Below are 16,764 nucleotides of genomic sequence, written 5' to 3' on the forward strand. Positions count from 1 at the left end.
CTATTATTTTCCACCCCGGGCCCCCCCACCACCCCGCTGGGGGCGGGGGGGGCCCCCCCCCCCCCCGCGGGGGGGCGGCCGCCCCCCCGCCCCACCGGGGAATCAGCTGCCTTCGGTGATCTTCGGGGCAGGCTCGTTCTTGTAGTTGGCCGGGCCGAGGTTCTTCTTCACGGCCGCCTCCCAGGAGCCGTCCGAGACCATCTTCGTGAGCGCGGCATTGATCTTGGTCTGGAGCTCCTTGTCGCCCTTCTTCAGACCGATGCCGTAGTTCTCGTTGCTCATCTTCAGACCGACGAGCTTGAACTTGCCCTTGTTCTTCTCCTGCGAGGCGTAGCCGGCCAGGATCGAGTCGTCCGTGGTCAGCGCGTCAACGGCCTTGTTCTCCAGGCCGGTCAGGCACTCGGAGTAGCCCGGGAGCTGCTGCAGGTCGGCCTCGGGGGCCAGGTCCTTCTTGACGTTCTGCGCCGAGGTGGAGCCGGTGACGGAGCAGAGCTTCTTCTTGTTGAGGTCCTCGACCTTGGTGATGCTGCTGTCGTCCGCGCGGACCAGCAGGTCCTGGTGGGCCAGGAAGTACGGGCCCGCGAAGTCGACCTTCGCCTTGCGCTTGTCGTTGATCGAGTAGGTCGCGGCGATGAACTTCACGTCGCCGTTGGAGATCAGGTTCTCGCGCTCGGCGCTGACGGCCTGCTTCCACTCGATCTGGTCCGGCTGGTAGCCCAGCTCCTTGGCCACGTACGTGGCGACGTCCACGTCGAAGCCCTCGTACTTGCCGTCGGGGGTCTTCAGGCCCAGGCCCGGCTGGTCGAACTTGATGCCGATGACGATCTTGTCCGACTTGCCGCCGCCGGTGGCACCCGCGTCGCCGGAGCCCGCGTCCTTCTTGTCGCCGCCACCGCACGCGGTCGCGGTCAGGGCGAGAACGACGGCCGTGGCGACTGCCGCGCCGACCTTGAGAACCTTCATGGTGAACTTCCCTCGGATGAGACGTTGTTGGACGACGAGCGGGGCACGTCGTGGCGACGGCGTGCGCCGTCGACCGGATCACTACCAGACGCGGGCGTCAGTGGTGCAGGATCTTCGACAGGAAGTCCTTGGCGCGGTCGCTGCGCGGGTTGCTGAAGAACTGTTCGGGCGTGGCCTGTTCGACGATCTTTCCGTCGGCCATGAAGACGACCCGGTTGGCGGCGGAGCGGGCGAAGCCCATCTCGTGCGTGACGACGACCATCGTCATGCCCTCGGCCGCGAGCTGCTGCATGACCTCCAGCACCTCGTTGATCATCTCCGGGTCGAGCGCCGAGGTGGGCTCGTCGAAGAGCATCACCTTCGGCTCCATCGCGAGCGCCCTGGCGATCGCGACGCGCTGCTGCTGGCCTCCGGACAGCTGGGCCGGGTACTTGTCGGCCTGAGAGCCGACGCCCACCCGGTCGAGCAGCGACTTCGCCCGCTCCAGCGCGGTCGCCTGGTCCGTCTTGCGGACCTTGAGCTGACCCAGCATCACGTTCTGCAGCACCGTCTTGTGCGCGAACAGGTTGAACGACTGGAAGACCATGCCCACGTCGGCGCGCAGCCGGGCGAGTTCCTTGCCCTCGGCCGGCAGCGGCTTCCCGTCGAGCGTGATGCTCCCCGAGTCGATCGTCTCCAGCCGGTTGATCGTCCGGCACAGCGTGGACTTGCCCGATCCCGAAGGACCGATCACCACGACGACCTCACCGCGGGCAATGCTCAGATCGATGTCCTGAAGCACGTGCAGCGCGCCGAAGTGCTTGTTGACGTTGCTCAGTACGACCAGGCCGTCCGCGGCACCCGCCGCGTCCTGAACGTCCTCGGTCACTGATACTCCGCTCATCGGCTTCTTGCTCCGTCCTCCGTCGGTTGGGAGGACAGTAGTGACGGGTCGAGCACAGCGTCATCACATCTGAGGGAGAATTGAGCATAACGATCCGGCCTCGCGCCGATACGCTCCGTACGTGACGCTCGCCCCGGCACGCTCCGCCCGTACCGGGTGGATAACAGAAGACCCGCCGGACCGGAACCCCCTTGACGTGGGACTCTTCATGGGCGTGGATGCAGGGTGCCCGTGTACACATCCAGGAATCGAGGAAAGGGGGACGCCATGAGACTGCTGCTCGTCGAGGACGATGACCACGTCGCCGCCGCCCTGTCCGCGATCCTCGCCCGGCACGGCTTCCAGGTGACCCACGCCCGCAACGGCGAGGAGGCCCTGCAGGCGCTGCTGCCCGCCGGTGCCCCGTCCGGCGCCTCCCCCTACGGGGTGATCCTGCTCGACCTCGGCCTGCCCGACCAGGACGGCTACGAGGTCTGCGGCAAGATCCGCAAGCGCACCGCAACGCCGGTCATCATGGTCACCGCGCGGGCCGACGTGCGCTCGCGCATCCACGGCCTGAACATGGGCGCCGACGACTACGTGGTCAAGCCCTACGACACCGGCGAGCTGCTGGCCCGCATCCACGCCGTCGCCCGCCGCACCGGGGGCTCCGAGGAGTCCGCCGCCACCACGGCCGGTACCGGCACCCCGGCGCTGGTGCGTCTCGGCCCGGTCGCCATCGAGCTCCCGACCCGCCGGGTCAGCGTGAACGGCGCCGACGTGCCGCTCACCCGCAAGGAGTTCGACCTGCTGGCCCTGCTCGCGCAGCGGCCCGGCGTGGTCTTCCGCCGCGAACAGATCATCAGTGAGGTGTGGCGCACCAGTTGGGAAGGGACCGGCCGCACCCTCGAGGTGCACGTCGCCTCCCTGCGCTCCAAGCTCGGGCTGCCCGCGCTCATCGAGACCGTCCGCGGGGTGGGCTACCGGCTCGTCACCCCGGCCGCGCCCTAGGGTTCCGCCGTGCGTGCCCGGCTGCTCCCGCTCCTCGTCATCCTCATGGCGGGGGTGCTGCTCGCGCTCGGCTTCCCCCTCGCCGTCAGCCTCGCCGCCGCCCAGCAGCAGAAGGTGGTCGTCGACCGGATCGACGACAGCGCCCGCTTCGCGGCCCTCGCGCAGTTCGTCATCGACGCCGAGGGCTCCGGTGCCACCGGCGCCGACGAGCGCCGCGACACCCTCCAGCTGGAACTCGCCCGCTACCACGAGCTGTACGGGATCCGCGTCGGGATCTTCTACCGCGACGACAACGCCATGGTCCGCGCCCCCGGCTGGTGGCAGCTCCCCGAGTCCGGGGAGGGCCGCCGTGCCTTCGAGGAGGCGCTCGCCGGGCGCCGCAGCCACGACCCCGGACAGGTGTGGCCCTGGCAGACCGACGGGAAACTCCTCGTGGCCTCGCCGGTCGTGCTCGACGGGGACGTCGTCGCCGTCGTCGCCACCGAATCACCCACCGAACAGATGCGCGGCAGCATCCTGCGCGGCTGGCTGATCATCGCCGCCGGCCTCGCCGCCGCCATGCTGCTCGCGTTCGGCGCGGCCCTGCGCCTCACCGGCTGGGTCCTCAAGCCCGTACGGACCCTGGACGCGGCCGCGCACGGCATCGCCACCGGCCGGATGAACTCCCGCGTCGCGGCCTCCGGCGGCCCTCCGGAACTCCGTCGCCTGGCCCGTTCGTTCAACGAGATGGCCGACAACGTCGAAGAGGTACTGGAGCAGCAGCGGGCGTTCGTCGCGGACGCCTCCCACCAGCTGCGCAACCCGCTCGCCGCGCTGCTCCTGCGCATCGAGCTCCTCGCCCTCGAACTGCCCGAGGGGAACGAGGAGATCGCCTCCGTGCGCACCGAGGGCAAGCGCCTCGCCCAGGTCCTGGACGACCTGCTGGACCTGGCGCTGGCCGAGCACGCCTCCGCCGAGATCAGCCTCACCGACATCGGGGCGCTCACGGGCGAACGGGTCGCCGCCTGGCGGCCGTACGCCGAGGAGAAGGGCGTACGGCTCACCGAGACGGGCCGGACCGCCGTCACCGGCTGGGCCGACCCCATCGCGCTCTCCAGCGCCCTCGACGCCGTCATCGACAACGCCCTGAAGTTCACGCCGGACGGCGAGGAGGTGCAGGTGTCGGTCTCCGTCGAGGGACGCAGCGCGCTCGTCGTCGTCGCCGACCGGGGTCCCGGCCTCACCGAGGAGGAGCTGCTGCGCGTCGGCGACCGCTTCTGGCGCAGCGGCCGCCACCAGAACGTGAAGGGGTCTGGCCTCGGTCTCTCCATCTCCCGCGCCCTGCTCGCCTCGGGCGGCGGGACGATCTCCTACGCGAAGAACCCGCCGCACGGGCTGCGCGTCACCGTCGCCGTCCCGCGCACCGAGCCCCACACCGGCTAGCCGGCCCGCCAGGGCAGGGTGGTGCGGGCCGGCGCGGAGACGGCGTACGTCTCGTCGACGGACCTCAGCTCGAAGGCCGCCGCCCGCTCCCCGCCCGCGCGGGTGACGGAGGGGAGGTGGAGGGCGGTCCCGCAGGTGCCGGCCAGGAAGCGGCGGGTGCCGTCCGGCAGCAGGCGGTGCAGCTCGTAGTGCCGGACCGGGCCCGGTGCCCGGTCCCAGGAGAGGCGGAGCTCGGCTTCCGCGCCCCGCCGGGCCGAGGCGTCGACCTTCAGGTGCGCGGGAGCGGCCGGGGGCCGATCGCGGGTGGTGTCGCGCAGCGTCAGGGTGCCGAGCCGCCAGGACACCGCCCTCTTCCCGGGCACGGTGATCCGTACGGCGAGGGCGTACGCGGTCCTCCCGGCCAGCTGTGCGAGGGCCACGCGGGAGGTCCGCCACCCCGGGCCGCCGCCCGGCGTCGCCGCCGCCAGCCAGGTGTACGGGACGGGCTCGCCGGGGCCGGCCGCCTCCCGGGTCGCGACACCGAGCTCCACCGACGCCCCGCCGGAGTGGACCAGCTCCGCGACCGCCCCGGGGGTCAGCGCCAGCCGGGTGGCGTGCAGGCCGATCGCCGCGGGCGCGGTGAGGTTCCCGGCGACGAGCAGGCTGGAGCCGCCGCGCCAGGCGTCCGCGAAGTCCAGGGTCACCGAGGGGCGCTCCCCGGCGGTGTCCACCACCCAGCGGCGGCCCGGGAGCCGGTCCTGGAGGCCGAGGTGGTTCCAGGGCGTGTCGGAGGCGACGGCGCCCCCCTCGTACCAGCGCAGTCCGTGTCCGGTGTTGAACGAGCAGCCGAAGGGCAGGGCGGCGACCGTGGACCGGTCGGCGACCGCCGTGGCCGGGGCCCGCCAGCCGGACGGGGGCTCGGGCGAGGGACGGGCCGGATCGAGGGACTCGCCCGTCCAGAACCGGTCGTCGGCCCGGTGGAAGGCGCCGGGCGAGCGGTCGGTGAGGTGGTTGCGGGTCCACTCGGGCCGGTAGAGGCCGAGGCTGACGACGTGCTCGCGGTCGCGCGGCAGGATCGCGTCCCAGTCGACGCGGGTGTCCCAGCCGCGGGACTCGGTGTCCACGGCCGCCCACAGCTCGTGGCGGGAGCGGCCGAGGCGCTCGGCGAGGGCGGCCGACTCCGCCAGGCTCCGCGCGGTCCAGCGGAAGTCGACGAACAGCGAGTCGGCGACCTTCCCCGACCGGTCCTCGAAGAACTCCTGGTTGAGCGCGTTCAGGGCGCCCTGCCAGCCGACCCGGCCGGTGCTGTTCATGGCGTCGTACCAGGTGATCCGCAGCCCGTGCGGGGAACCGGCCGCCCGCAGGGCGTGCAGGAACTCCCGGGTCCGGGTGGCGAGCGCGCCGTCCCCGCCGTCCGTCTCGGCGTTGACGAACCAGCCGTCGAAGCCGTACGCGCGGGCCACCTCGACGAGCCGCTCCGCCAGCGGGAAGCGGCCGGTGGGGTCCCTCCGGACCAGGTCGCGGGTCCACTGGAGGTCCCCGCCGTAGGCGACGGGCGGCAGGAAGACGTTCCCGAGGACCGGGACGCCGTTGCGGTGGGCGGCGTCGACCACGGGCGCGTTCGGGGCCAGGACGATGCCCTCGCCGGCGGAGCCGCCCCAGAAGACCAGCTCGTCGAGGTACGCCCAGTGGCTCAGGGCGTAGTGGTCGGCGGTCGCCGAACCCTGCGAGGGATTGCCCGCTGTGGGACCGAAGGAGACCAGCGCGGAGATCCGCGCCCCTCCGGCGCGGGCGGTGCGGTTCGCCGGCACCGGGGCGAACCGCGGGGCGAGCGGCACCGACGCGGTGTTGTGGGCCAGGTCCGGGTCGGACTCCGGGGACCAGTCGGCGAGGGAGCGCCACACGATGCCGGGGCCCGGGGTGCCGACGGGGAGCGAATCGGGGAACCAGTACGAGGCGTACGGGGCCAGGGAGGCCGCAGGTGGGGCAGGGACGGCGCCGGGGGCCGGGGCGGGAGCCGGCGCCGCGGAGGCGGGCCGGGGCAGGGCGGCCGCCCCCGCCCCGGCGGCACCCGCGGCCAGGACCGCGCGGCGGGTGGGCCGGGCGGCGGGCGCCGCCGCGGAGGTGGGGGAGGGAGTGGTGGTGGGGGTGGGAGCGGGGGGTGCGGTGGCGGCGGTACGAGGATCGGCGCCGGTGCCGGTCTCGGACATGCGGGCTCCTCACGAGGGGGAAGGGGGTCGGATGACGTCGTGCACGCGCAGTACTTCGGTGATGCCGCGTTCGGCCAGCCGGGCCGGGTCCCCGGCGTGCTCCTCCAGGACCACCGCGGGGCGCACCCCCCGCTCCGCCAGCACCGCCCAGGCCTCGAAGAACGCGCCGCCGGGGGCGCAGGCCGCCCGCCCGGGCGCCGCCTCGTCCGTCCCGGTCCCGCCCGAGTCCAGGGCGAGCGCGGTGGATCGCACGGCGGGGCGGTGCTCCCGGCCCCGCCAGGCTCCGGCGATCCGGGCGACGGCGTTGCCGACGGGCTTGGCGCGGCGGTCGTTGGTGAGCAGCCCGAGGCCGTACTCCAGCTCCGGGAAGTCCGCGAGCTCCCTGGACACGTCGTGCGAGCACCACCAGGTGACGCCCCACAGGTCCGGGCAGTCCAGTGCGGCGGCCACGGTGGCCTCGGCGAACCGCTCCGCGTGCTCGGGCGGGACCAGCGGCGCGGGGGCCCCGACCTCCTGGAGCCACACCGGACGGCGCGGGTCCGCGGCCCAGGCCTTGGACAGCTCGATCAGGTACGCGGCGTGCTGCTCGGTGGCCGTCCCGGTACGGCCGTGGCGCTGCGCGGTGCCGTTGAACACCCACGAGTGCACGGCGGTGGCCCCGCCGAGCCGGGCCGCCTGGGCGGGGGTGAAGGGGTGGCCCTCCCGGTACCAGGCGGCGTCGTACTCGGCGTGCAGGTGCAGCCGCCCCGGTGCGCCCCGCTCGCAGGCGGCGAGCATCCGCTCCAGCCAGCGGGCGGCCTGCGCCGGGGTGATCCGGTCGGGGTCGGGGTGGGGGGCGTCGGAGAACTGGTTGATCTCGTTGCCGACGGTCATGCCCAGGAAGTTGGGCCGGTCGGCGAGGGCGGCGGCCAGGGTGCGCAGGTACTCCTCCTGCCCGGCCACGACCTCCGGGTCGGTGAAGATGCCGCGCCGGTGCCAGGTCCCGGTCCAGGCGGGCAGGAAGTCGAAGCTGGACAAGTGCCCCTGCAGACCGTCCACGTTGACGTCGAGACCGCGCTCGGCGGCCGCGTCGGCGAGCGCCACGAGCTGTTCGACGGCACGCGGCCGGATCAGGGTGCGGTTCGGCTGGAACACCGGCCACAGGGGGAACACCCGCACATGGTCCAGACCGAGTGCGGCGATGGAGTCGAGGTCGGCCCGGACCTCGTCGAGGTCGAAGTCCAGCCAATGGTGGAACCAGTTGCGGGTCGGGGTGTAATTCGCGCCGAAACGCAGGGTTCGGGGGGCCGCCTGGTGCATGAAAGGTCCTGGAGTTCAGGGGAATTCACCGGATGCGCATAAGCTGCCGCGCCCCGTCGGGGAAGTCAACAGGGCCTTTGCGGCCATCATTCCGATCACCGTGCATGCGGTGTTGCTTAAGCGCTTCAGTCCCGTTGACAGAAGGGCTGTGGCTGAGGAGCCTGAGTGCGCTAATGCGGTTTAGTCGATTCGTCTTCGCTTTGCACGAGGAAGGGTGAACGCATGGACAGCGGTATTTCGGTCACGTCCGTGACCACCCCGGCCCTTTTCGTCGGCCCGTCCGCATCCCCCGTGCAGGCGGTACGGATCCGCGTCCGCAGATGCCGCCCCGTCGGCCCGTTGCACGTCACCGTGCACGGCCCCGGCCTGCGCACCCCGCACCCGCGCCTGTTGCGTGCCGACACCGCCGAGGAGTGCGCGGGCGAGGCCGCCGGGTCCACCGCCGAGGGCGGCGTCGAGGCAGGCGTCGAGGCAGGCGTCGAGGTAGGCGTCCACACCGCCGGCGCACCCCCCGGCACCCGGATCCCGGCCACCGCCCGCGTCGCCACCCCCGACGGACGGACCCTGGCCGAGCTGCCGTTCACCCTCACCGTCGCCGAACCCGGCTGGACCGTACGGCTCGTCCCGCACTTCCACTACGACCCCCTGTGGTGGAACACCCAGGCCGCCTACACCGCCCTGTGGGACGCCCCGCCCGCACCCGGCGCGCCCCGGCCCGCCTGGGAGTACGTCGGGGTCCCCGCCTTCACCCTGGTCCCGCTCCACCTCCAACAGGCCCGTGACGACCCCGCGTACCACTTCGTCCTCTCCGAGACCGACTACCTCAAGCCGTACTGGGACGCCCACCCCGAGGACCGCGCCGAACTGCGCGCCCTGATCGCCGAGGGCCGCCTGGAGATCGTCGGGGGCACCTACAACGAGCCCTCCACCACCCTCACCTCCGCCGAGAGCACCGTCCGCAGCGCCGTCCACGGACTGGCCCTGCACCGCACCACCCTCGGCGCCGATCCGCGCACCGCCTGGCAGCTCGACGTGTTCGGCCACGACCCCTCCTTCCCCGCCCTGATGGCCGGCTGCGGACTCGACTCCGCCGTCCTCGCCCGCGGCCCCCACCACCAGTGGGGCCCGATGACGGACTCCTGGGGCGAGGCCCCGCGGCCGCCCGCCGCCATGCAACTGCCCGCCGAGTACGAGTGGATCGCGCCCGGCGGCGAGGGCCTGCTGCTGCACTACCTGCCCGCGCACTACTCCGCCGGCTGGCCCTCCCACCGGGCGCCGGACGCCGAAGCCGCCGCCGAACGGCTGCTGGAGCTCTACGAACTGCTGCGCCCCGCCGCCGCCACGAAGAACGTCCTGATCCCGATGGGCACCGACTTCTCCTGGCCGCACCGCTGGGGCCTGGAGGTCCAGCACGCCTGGAACCGCCGCTACCGCTGGCCGCGCATGGAACACTCCGGTCCGCGCGCCCACTTCGACGCCGTCCGGGCCGAATTCGCCGCACGCGGGGAGCGGCCGCTGCCCGTGACCCGGGAGATGGGCCCCGTCTACACCGGCAAGGACGTCAGCTACGCCGATGTGAAACAGGCCCACCGCGCCGCCGAGAACCTCCTGGAGCAGGCCGAGGCCTTCGCCGCGCTCGCCTGCGCCGAGGGGCTGCTGACCCACCCCGGCCACACCCTCGCCAAGGCGTGGCGGCACCTGCTGCACGCCGCCCACCACGACGCCGTCACCGGGACCTTCTCCGACCAGGTCTACCTCGACCTCCTGCCCACCTGGCGGGAGGCCCACGAACTGGCGGGCGCCGTACGGGAGGAGGCGCTGGCCGCGCTCACCGCCGCCGCCGACACCCGCGGCCCCGGCCCGCTCGCCGTGACCGTGCACAACCCGCTGTCGTGGACCCGGACCGATCTCGTGCGGACCCGGGTGGACCTGGCCGCGGTGGGGCTGAGCGGCGAGGGCGCCGCCCGCCTGGCGGTGCTCGACGCCGAGGGGCGCGCCGCCGCCGTCCACCTGGAGGCCGTGCGGGGCGGGGAGGCGCACGTGGTCTTCCTCGCCGCGGACGTGCCCCCGCTCGGCCACCGCACCTGGTGGCTGGCGGCCTCCCCGGAGCCGCTCTCCGGCGGGTGGGATCCCGTGGCCGGGACCGCGGTCGAGAACGGCCTCTTCCGGGCCGAGGCGGACCCGGAGCGCGGCGGCGGCCTCGCCCGGCTGCTCCACCGGCCCACCGGGCAGGAGGTCCTCACCCCCGGCGAGGTGGACGAGCTGGTCGTCCAGGAGGAGCACGCGCAGCACCCGTACTTCGGCGAGGGGCCCTGGCACCTGCTGCCCAAGGGACCCGGCACCGGATCGGGCGGCGCGCCCGCGCGCTCCTGCCGGGCGCAGCGGGGGCCGCTGGGCTCGCGGATCGTCTCCGAGGGGCGGACCGGTCCCGTCCGCTGGACCCGCGTGACCACCCTGTGGGACGGACTGGACCGCGTCGAGCTGACCACCCGCGTCGACTTCGAGGGCAGCGACACGCTGCTGCGGCTGCGGATACCCGCCGACGTGCCCGGGGCGCTGCCGGTCGCGGAGACCGCCGCCGCGGCCGTCGGACGCGGCTTCGCCTTCCCGGAGGCGGACGCCGGGGCCGACCACACCCGGGCGCCGTGGACCCTGGACAGCGCCTGCCTGAACTGGTTCGCCCTGTCGGCGCCCATGACCGGGCCCGGTGACCGGGCCGACGGCGACCGTGCCGGTGGTGACTGCGCCGACGGTGTCGGCCGGGCGTTGGGGGCCTGCGAGATCGTGCTGCCGGAGGGTGCGGCTCCGCCCGGCCTGCGCGAGCTCGTCACCGCCCTGGGGCGCCTCGGCGTCACCGCCACCCCGACCCGGCCCGGCGGCCCGCGCTGGGGCGACCTGGCGGTGGACAGCAGCCTGCCGGACTTCCGCATCGCGCTCGGGGGCCCCGGGCGGAACCCCTTCACGGCGACGGTGCTGGCCTCGGCCGGTCCCGCGTACGGGCGTGCGCTACGGGAACACGCGCGGGCCTGGATCCCCGCCCGGGCCCCGCTGCGGGAGCTGTGGGTGCCCGGCTGCGACCTGACCGGCCCGCGCGACCTGCCGGTGCTCGTGCACACCGGGCCGCCGGGGCGGCTGGCCGCGGACCTGACCACGACGGGCCGCCTGGTTCCACCGCCGCCGGCCCACCCCGGGAACCGGCCCGAAGACCACCCCGGGAACCGGCCCGAAGACCACCCCGGGAACCGGCCCGAAGACCACCTCGGGGACGGGCCCGAAGACCACCTCGGGGACGGGCCCGGGGACGGGCCCGGAGACGGGCCCGGGGACGGGCCCGGAGACGGGCTCCGAGACGGGCTCCGAGACGGGCTCCGAGACGGGCCCCGAGACGGGCCCCGAGACGGGCCCGAAGACCGCCCCGGAGCCGTTGCACGGTCTGCGGAGGCCGGCCGGGCCCCGGTGGCCGGGGCGCGCGAAGTGCCGTACGCGGGACGGACGGTCGGGGTCCTCGTCCGGGGGACGCCCAGCTTCGCGATCGACACCGGGGGCCGCCTCCACAGCACCCTGCTGCGCTCCTGCACCGGCCGCCCCAGCGGGGAGTGGATGGACCCGCCCCGCCGCACCGCCCCCGACGGCAGCTCCTTCCAGCTCCAGCACTGGACCCACGTCTTCGAACACGCCCTGGTCGCCGGCCGCGGAGACTGGCGGGAGACCGATCTGCCGCGCCGCGGGCGGGAGTTCAACAAGCCGCTGACCGCCGTGACGGGCGCCCCCGGCCCCGGCCCGCGTCCGCCCGCCCGGTCCCTCCTCGCCGTGGAACCGGCCGACCGGATCCTCGTCGAGGCGGTGAAGAGGGCCGAGGGCGGCGCGGACCTCGCCGTCAGGCTGCGCGAGACCCACGGCCGACCGGCCTACCCGGTCACGGCCCGGTCGGCGGAGCCGGCGGGCGGCGCCGTCGAGGCCGTCGAGGCCGACCTCCTGGACCGGCCGACGGGCCCCTTCGGAGGCCGCGTCGACGGCGCCGCCACGACCACCCTGCTGCTCCCCACCCGCTCCGGCATGCCCGTGCGCTCGGGCGAACGCGAGCCGATCCAGCCCGTGTTCAGCCGCTACTGGCTCCACAACACCGGAACGGCCCCGCTCGGCGACGCCCCCTGGACGGTGACCTGCCGGGGAACCCCCGCCGACGCCGCCGTCACCGTGGCCGCGCACGCGGCCGCCGCCGGCTCCGTCACCCTGGAGGTCCGAGCCCCCGAAGGCTGGCGGCCCGCCTGGACCCGCCGCGCCCTGGAGCTCCCGCCGGGCGGCCACGCCCGGATCCCCCTCACCGTGCGGCCCGACCCCGGCGCGGCACCGGGGGAGCACCTGGTCCGGGTCCTCGCCACCACCCCGGAGGGGGAGTTCGAGGACGCCCTCACCGTCACCGTCCCCGGCGGCCCGGTTCCCGCCCGGCTCTGGGTCCGGGGCATCGGGCCCGCGGTCACCGTGGCCCCGGGCGCGCGGGTCCGCGTACGGGTCCGGGTCGGCAGCACCGGGATCCGCAGCGTCCTCACCGGCACCGCGTACCTCGCCTCCCCGTACGGCACCTGGCGGCTCGCCGGGCCCGCCGCGCAGCCCGTGCGCGTGCGGCCGGACCGTCCCGCCGAGCCCTCGTTCGAGATCGCCCCGCCCCTCACCACCGCCCCCGGGAGGTACTGGCTGGCGGTGAAAGCGGCCTGTCAGGGCAGGATCGCGTACGGTCCGCCCATCGCAGTCCACGTCACCGAGGGATGAGGCAGGCATGGCCCGCAGACCCACCATCAAGGACATCGCCCGCCGGGCCGGTGTGTCCGAGAGCGCCGTCTCCTTCGCGCTCAACGGCCGCCCCGGGGTGTCCGAGCAGACCCGCGCCCGGGTCCGCCGGGTCGCGGAGGAGCTCGGCTGGCAGCCCAACAGCGCGGCCCGCGCCCTGTCCGGCGAGCGCTCCGGAGCCGTCGGCCTGGTCCTGGCCCGTCCCGCCCACACCCTCGGCGTCGAGTCCTTCTTCCTCCAACTGGTCTCCGGCATCCAGGAGGTGCTCTCCGCCGAACGGATCGCGCTGCTCTTCCAGGTGGTCGAGGACATCGACGCCGAATGCGCCGTCCACCGCCGCTGGTGGGCCGAACGCCGCGTGGACGGGGTCCTCGTCGTGGACCCGCGTACGAGCGACCCGCGCCCGGAACTCCTCGCCGGACTCGGCCTGCCCGCGGTCCTGATCGGCGGCGACGGCGGTGAAGGTGACGGCGGGAGAGGGGAAGGGTCGTCCGTGTCCCGCGTCTGGGCCGACGACACCCGCGCCATGACCGAGGTCCTGCACCACCTCCACGGGCTCGGCCACCGCCGCATCGTCCACATCGCGGGCCTGCCCGGCCTGGCCCACACCGCCCGCCGCATCGCCGCGCTGCGCGCCGAGGCCGAACGTCTCGGACTCCCGGCGGGGCAGGTGCGTTCCGTGCCCACCGACTACTCCGACACCGAGGGCGCCGCCGCCACCCGCCGGGTCCTCGCCGAGCCGGAGCCGCCCACCGCACTCGTCTACGACAACGACGTGATGGCGGTGGCGGGCAGCGCAGTCGCCGCCGAGCTCGGCATCCCCGTCCCCGGCCGGCTCTCGATCGTGGCCTGGGACGACTCCGCCCTGTGCCGGGTCACCCACCCCCGGCTGACCGCCCTGGTCCGCGACACCGCCGGATTCGGCCGGCTCGCAGCCGAGGAACTCCTGGCCGTCCTGGCCGGTGGTCCGCCCCGGGCCCGGGAGAGCGAGCTGCCCCGGCTCGAACCCCGCGAGAGTACGTCCCCGCCCCCGGCCGCATACTGAAATCCGACCCTTCTCAGGAGCGCCCACCGTGACCAGCCCCACCTCAGCCGTCCCCGCGCCCCGCACCCTCGCCGCGGCCACCGGACCGACCGTGGCGATCGACATCGGCGGCACGAAGATCGCCGGGGCCCTGGTCCACCCCGACGGCACCATGACCGCCGCCACCCGCCGTCCGACCCCGCGCGCCGGCGACGCCGAAGCGGTCATGGCGGCCGTCGGCGAGGTCGTCGCGGACCTGTCCGGAGCCCCGATGTGGGGGCAGGCCGTACGCTGCGGCATCGGCAGCGCGGGCCCGGTGGACACCTCCCGGGGCACGGTGAGCCCGGTCAACATCGGTGCCTGGCGCGGGTTCCCCGTACAGGACCGGGTCGCCGCCGAACTGCGGGCGCGCGGCGCCCGGATCCCGGTCGTCCTGGCGGGCGACGGCGTGGCGATGACGGCCGCGGAACACTGGCTCGGCGCGGCCCGGGGCCACGCCAACGCCCTGTGCATGGTGGTCTCCACCGGTGTCGGCGGCGGCCTGATCCTGAACAACCAGCTCCACACTGGCCCCACCGGCAACGCCGGTCACATCGGCCACATCAGCGTGGCCTTCGACGGGGAGCCGTGCGTCTGCGGAGGCCGCGGCTGCGTCGAATCCCTGGCCTCGGGCACGGCCATCGCCCGCTGGGCCCGGGAGCAGGGCTGGACCGGCCCCGACCCGACGGCGGCCGGCGTGGCCGCGTCCGCCGAAGCCGGCGACCCGGTGGCCCTGGCCGCCTTCGACCGGGCCGGCCGCGCCCTGGCGGCCGCGATCGCCGCCACCGCGACCCTGGTCGAGACCGACATCGCCGTCATCGGGGGCGGGGTCGCCACCAGCGGGGACACCCTCTTCGCACCGGTCCGGCGCCACCTGGCCTCGTACGCGACCCTGTCCTTCGTCCGGGACCTGCGGGTCGTCCCGGCCGCACTGGGCACCCACGCCGGGCTGATCGGGGCGGCCGCCGCCGCGATGATGCTGCTGCCCGGCGGCGGTGCCGCTACGGCTTGACCGAGCGGTAGTACCGCCGGGCCCCCTCGTGCAGGTCCAGCGGGTCCGTGTAGATCGCCGTCCGCAGGTCCACCAGCTGCGCCGCGTGCACCTCGTGCCCGATCCGGTCGCGGCTGAGGATCACCGTGCGGGTGAACTGCTCCGTCAGCGCCTCACTGGTGTCCTCGCGGGTCACCAGCAGGTTCGGCACCGCCAGGGTGGCCACCGACGAGGTGTTGCGCGCCCGCGCGTACGCGTCCTGCGGCATCACGGCGGGACGGTAGTACCGTGCGGGGCTCCCGCTGGCCTGGAGCCGCTCCACCAGGTCGCCCAGCTGCACGAGCCGGATGTCGAAACGCTCCGACAGCTCGCGCACCGCGTTCGTCGGCAAGCCCCCCGACCAGAAGAAGGCGTCGATCCGGCCCGCTTCCAACTCCGCCGGCATGGTGTCGATGCCGATCGAGACCGGCGTGATGTCCTTCGCCGGATCCAGCTTCGCCGCCGTCAGCAGGCGCTCCGATATCAGCCGGACCCCCGAACCGTCCTGGCCCACCGCGACCCGCTTGCCGCGCAGGTCGCGGGCCGACTGCACGGGGGAGCCGGCGGGCACCACCAGCTGCACGTAGTCGTCGTAGAGCCGGGCGACCCCGCGCAGCCGCGACGCGCCCGGCTTGCCGTCCAGCCGGTACTTGGACACCGCGTCCGCCGTCGCCACCGTGAAGTCGGCCTTCCCGTCGGCCACCCGCTGGAGGTTCTGCTGCGATCCCTCACTGGTCTCCAGCCGGACCTTGACGCCGGGCAGGTCGCTCGCGAGCGCCTGCTCCAGCAACTGGCCGTAGCGGTGGTAGACGCCCGTACGGACGCCCGTGCTGAAGGTCAGGTCCCCCTTCAGCTCCGGCTGCCCGAAGGGGTTCAGCCACCAGAGCAGCGCCGCGAGCACACCGACCACGGCGACCAGGCCCTGGAGGGCGCGGCGCCGGGAGATACGGGGAGGTACGCGGAACATGCGGGCGATCCTGCCACCCGCCCGGCGTCCTGTCACGGGGCGCCCGCTCCGCCCCCTCCCGAGCCCCCGTCCGCCCGAGACCCGCCCGGCTCCGCCTCCCCACCACGGTCCGCCCCCCGACCCCGCCGCCCGGCACCGGCAGCGCTCGGGATCAGCGGGGACCCGCGTGGCGCACGGGCCCCGGACGGTCCGTGCCCGGACGGTCGGCGGCCGGCAGGGCACCCCGCAGGAGCGTCAGGAGCCTGCGGGCCGCCGGGCCCGACGGGCCGTCGGTGCGCCAGGCCAGGGCCACCCGCCCGCTCAGTTCCGGGTCGGTGATCCGCAGCGCGCACAGCCCCGGACCGGCGCCCGACTCCGCGCCGGCCGGGATCACCGCCACCCCCAGGCCCCGCGCGGCGAGCCGGGCCAGCACCGCCGGAGCGGCCGCCTCGAAGTCGACCCGGGGCGCGAACCCGGCCGCCGCGCAGGCCCGCTCCAGCACCGCCCGCAGCCCCGTGCCGCGCGGCAGGCCGATCAGCGCGCGCCCGCGCAGCGCCCCCAGCGGGATCCCGCCGTCCACCGCCGAGCGGACCAGGGGATCGTCGGCCCGTACCGCCGCCACCAGGGGTTCGTCGAGCAGCAGCTGCCAGGAGATCCCGGGCGGCGGCTCCCCGCCCAGCCCGACCACCGCCAGGTCCAGCGTCCCGCCCCGCAGAGCCGCCAGCATCCGCTCGGAGGTGTCCTCGGCCAGGGAGATCTCCACCTGGGGGTGCGCGTCGTGGAAGTCCCCGAGCAGGGCGACCACGTCGAACGCCCCCACCGATACGCCCGCCGCCCCCGGGATCAGCCCGAGCGCCACCCGCCCCCGCAGCAGCCCGGAGAAGGCATCGGCCGTCCGCCGGATCCCCTCCACCGCCGCCAGCGCGGCCCGCGCGTAGCCGAGTACCGCCTCGCCCGCCTCCGTCGGCGTGACCCGCCGGCCGGACCGGTCGAGCAGCCGCTGGCCGAGCTCCCGCTCCAGCTGCGCGACCTGCGCGCTCACCCCCGGCTGGGACACGTGCAGCCGCGCCCCCGCCCGGGTGAACCCGCCCTCCTCCACCACCGCGACGAAGTACCGCAGCTGAGAAAGTTCCATAACGACAGACTCTAGATCGCAGAAGGACCCGCTCTTGGACTTATGGCGGCCCTCCC

At 74.7% G+C, this 16,764-nt stretch carries 11 protein-coding genes; 5 read left to right on the top strand and 6 right to left on the bottom strand.

Features of this window, described 5'->3' with window-relative positions; genetic code table 11:
• Positions 1-102: 102 nt before the first annotated feature.
• Positions 103-963: a glutamate ABC transporter substrate-binding protein gene (locus tag ABZW32_RS24935; RefSeq protein ID WP_356219473.1), complete on the bottom strand. Its 861-nt coding sequence runs from the start codon at positions 961-963 to the stop codon at positions 103-105.
• A 97-nt stretch (positions 964-1,060) separates the two neighbouring features.
• Positions 1,061-1,846 (bottom strand): amino acid ABC transporter ATP-binding protein, encoded by a 786-nt coding sequence (locus ABZW32_RS24940; RefSeq protein ID WP_356219476.1) that lies wholly within the window; start codon positions 1,844-1,846, stop codon positions 1,061-1,063.
• 267 nt (positions 1,847-2,113) lie between these two features.
• On the opposite strand from ABZW32_RS24940, the gene ABZW32_RS24945 reads away from it, so the two are divergent.
• Both ABZW32_RS24945 and ABZW32_RS24950 read left to right on the top strand, forming a co-directional pair.
• Positions 2,114-2,836, top strand: coding sequence for a response regulator transcription factor (locus ABZW32_RS24945; protein ID WP_356219478.1), 723 nt, complete (start codon positions 2,114-2,116; stop codon positions 2,834-2,836).
• A 9-nt stretch (positions 2,837-2,845) separates the two neighbouring features.
• Complete coding sequence (locus ABZW32_RS24950; RefSeq protein WP_356219481.1) at positions 2,846-4,258, top strand: HAMP domain-containing sensor histidine kinase; 1,413 nt, start codon at positions 2,846-2,848, stop codon at positions 4,256-4,258.
• Here ABZW32_RS24950 and ABZW32_RS24955 read toward each other — a convergent pair.
• Positions 4,255-6,447 (bottom strand): endo-beta-N-acetylglucosaminidase, encoded by a 2,193-nt coding sequence (locus ABZW32_RS24955; RefSeq protein WP_356219483.1) that lies wholly within the window; start codon positions 6,445-6,447, stop codon positions 4,255-4,257. The two genes, ABZW32_RS24950 and ABZW32_RS24955, sit on opposite strands and share 4 nt — an antisense overlap.
• A gap of 9 nt (positions 6,448-6,456) precedes the next feature.
• On the bottom strand, positions 6,457-7,746 hold the full coding sequence (locus tag ABZW32_RS24960) for a glycosyl hydrolase (RefSeq protein ID WP_356219485.1): 1,290 nt from the start codon (positions 7,744-7,746) through the stop codon (positions 6,457-6,459).
• A gap of 222 nt (positions 7,747-7,968) precedes the next feature.
• Between ABZW32_RS24960 and ABZW32_RS24965 the strand changes: the two genes are divergently transcribed.
• The 3 genes from ABZW32_RS24965 (at position 7,969) to ABZW32_RS24975 (ending at position 14,609) form a co-directional block, all read left to right on the top strand.
• Positions 7,969-12,516, top strand: coding sequence for an NEW3 domain-containing protein (locus ABZW32_RS24965; RefSeq protein ID WP_356219488.1), 4,548 nt, complete (start codon positions 7,969-7,971; stop codon positions 12,514-12,516).
• Between the two features lie 7 nt (positions 12,517-12,523).
• The gene (locus ABZW32_RS24970) at positions 12,524-13,579 is read left to right on the top strand and encodes a LacI family DNA-binding transcriptional regulator (RefSeq protein ID WP_356219490.1); all 1,056 of its coding nucleotides are present in this window, start codon (positions 12,524-12,526) and stop codon (positions 13,577-13,579) included.
• Between the two features lie 91 nt (positions 13,580-13,670).
• On the top strand, positions 13,671-14,609 hold the full coding sequence (locus tag ABZW32_RS24975; protein WP_356219565.1) for an ROK family protein: 939 nt from the start codon (positions 13,671-13,673) through the stop codon (positions 14,607-14,609).
• Here the strand turns inward: ABZW32_RS24975 and ABZW32_RS24980 are convergent.
• Positions 14,599-15,594, bottom strand: coding sequence for a TAXI family TRAP transporter solute-binding subunit (locus ABZW32_RS24980; RefSeq protein WP_356219493.1), 996 nt, complete (start codon positions 15,592-15,594; stop codon positions 14,599-14,601). The two genes, ABZW32_RS24975 and ABZW32_RS24980, sit on opposite strands and share 11 nt — an antisense overlap.
• A 151-nt stretch (positions 15,595-15,745) precedes the next feature.
• The gene (locus ABZW32_RS24985) at positions 15,746-16,708 is read right to left on the bottom strand and encodes a LysR family transcriptional regulator (RefSeq protein WP_356219495.1); all 963 of its coding nucleotides are present in this window, start codon (positions 16,706-16,708) and stop codon (positions 15,746-15,748) included.
• Positions 16,709-16,764: the final 56 nt, after the last annotated feature.

Source organism: Streptomyces sp. NPDC004667, from assembly GCF_040609475.1.
Lineage (GTDB): Bacteria > Actinomycetota > Actinomycetes > Streptomycetales > Streptomycetaceae > Streptomyces.

Bases quoted from the DNA above. Each gene is read 5' to 3' on its own strand.
- ABZW32_RS24935 (WP_356219473.1), bottom strand. From the start codon at position 963: ATGAAGGTTCTCAAGGTCGGCGCGGCAGTCGCCACGGCCGTCGTTCTC.
- ABZW32_RS24940 (WP_356219476.1), bottom strand. From the start codon at position 1,846: ATGAGCGGAGTATCAGTGACCGAGGACGTTCAGGACGCGGCGGGTGCC.
- ABZW32_RS24945 (WP_356219478.1), top strand. From the start codon at position 2,114: ATGAGACTGCTGCTCGTCGAGGACGATGACCACGTCGCCGCCGCCCTG.
- ABZW32_RS24955 (WP_356219483.1), bottom strand. From the start codon at position 6,447: ATGTCCGAGACCGGCACCGGCGCCGATCCTCGTACCGCCGCCACCGCA.
- ABZW32_RS24960 (WP_356219485.1), bottom strand. From the start codon at position 7,746: ATGCACCAGGCGGCCCCCCGAACCCTGCGTTTCGGCGCGAATTACACC.
- ABZW32_RS24965 (WP_356219488.1), top strand. From the start codon at position 7,969: ATGGACAGCGGTATTTCGGTCACGTCCGTGACCACCCCGGCCCTTTTC.
- ABZW32_RS24970 (WP_356219490.1), top strand. From the start codon at position 12,524: ATGGCCCGCAGACCCACCATCAAGGACATCGCCCGCCGGGCCGGTGTG.
- ABZW32_RS24980 (WP_356219493.1), bottom strand. From the start codon at position 15,594: ATGTTCCGCGTACCTCCCCGTATCTCCCGGCGCCGCGCCCTCCAGGGC.
- ABZW32_RS24985 (WP_356219495.1), bottom strand. From the start codon at position 16,708: ATGGAACTTTCTCAGCTGCGGTACTTCGTCGCGGTGGTGGAGGAGGGC.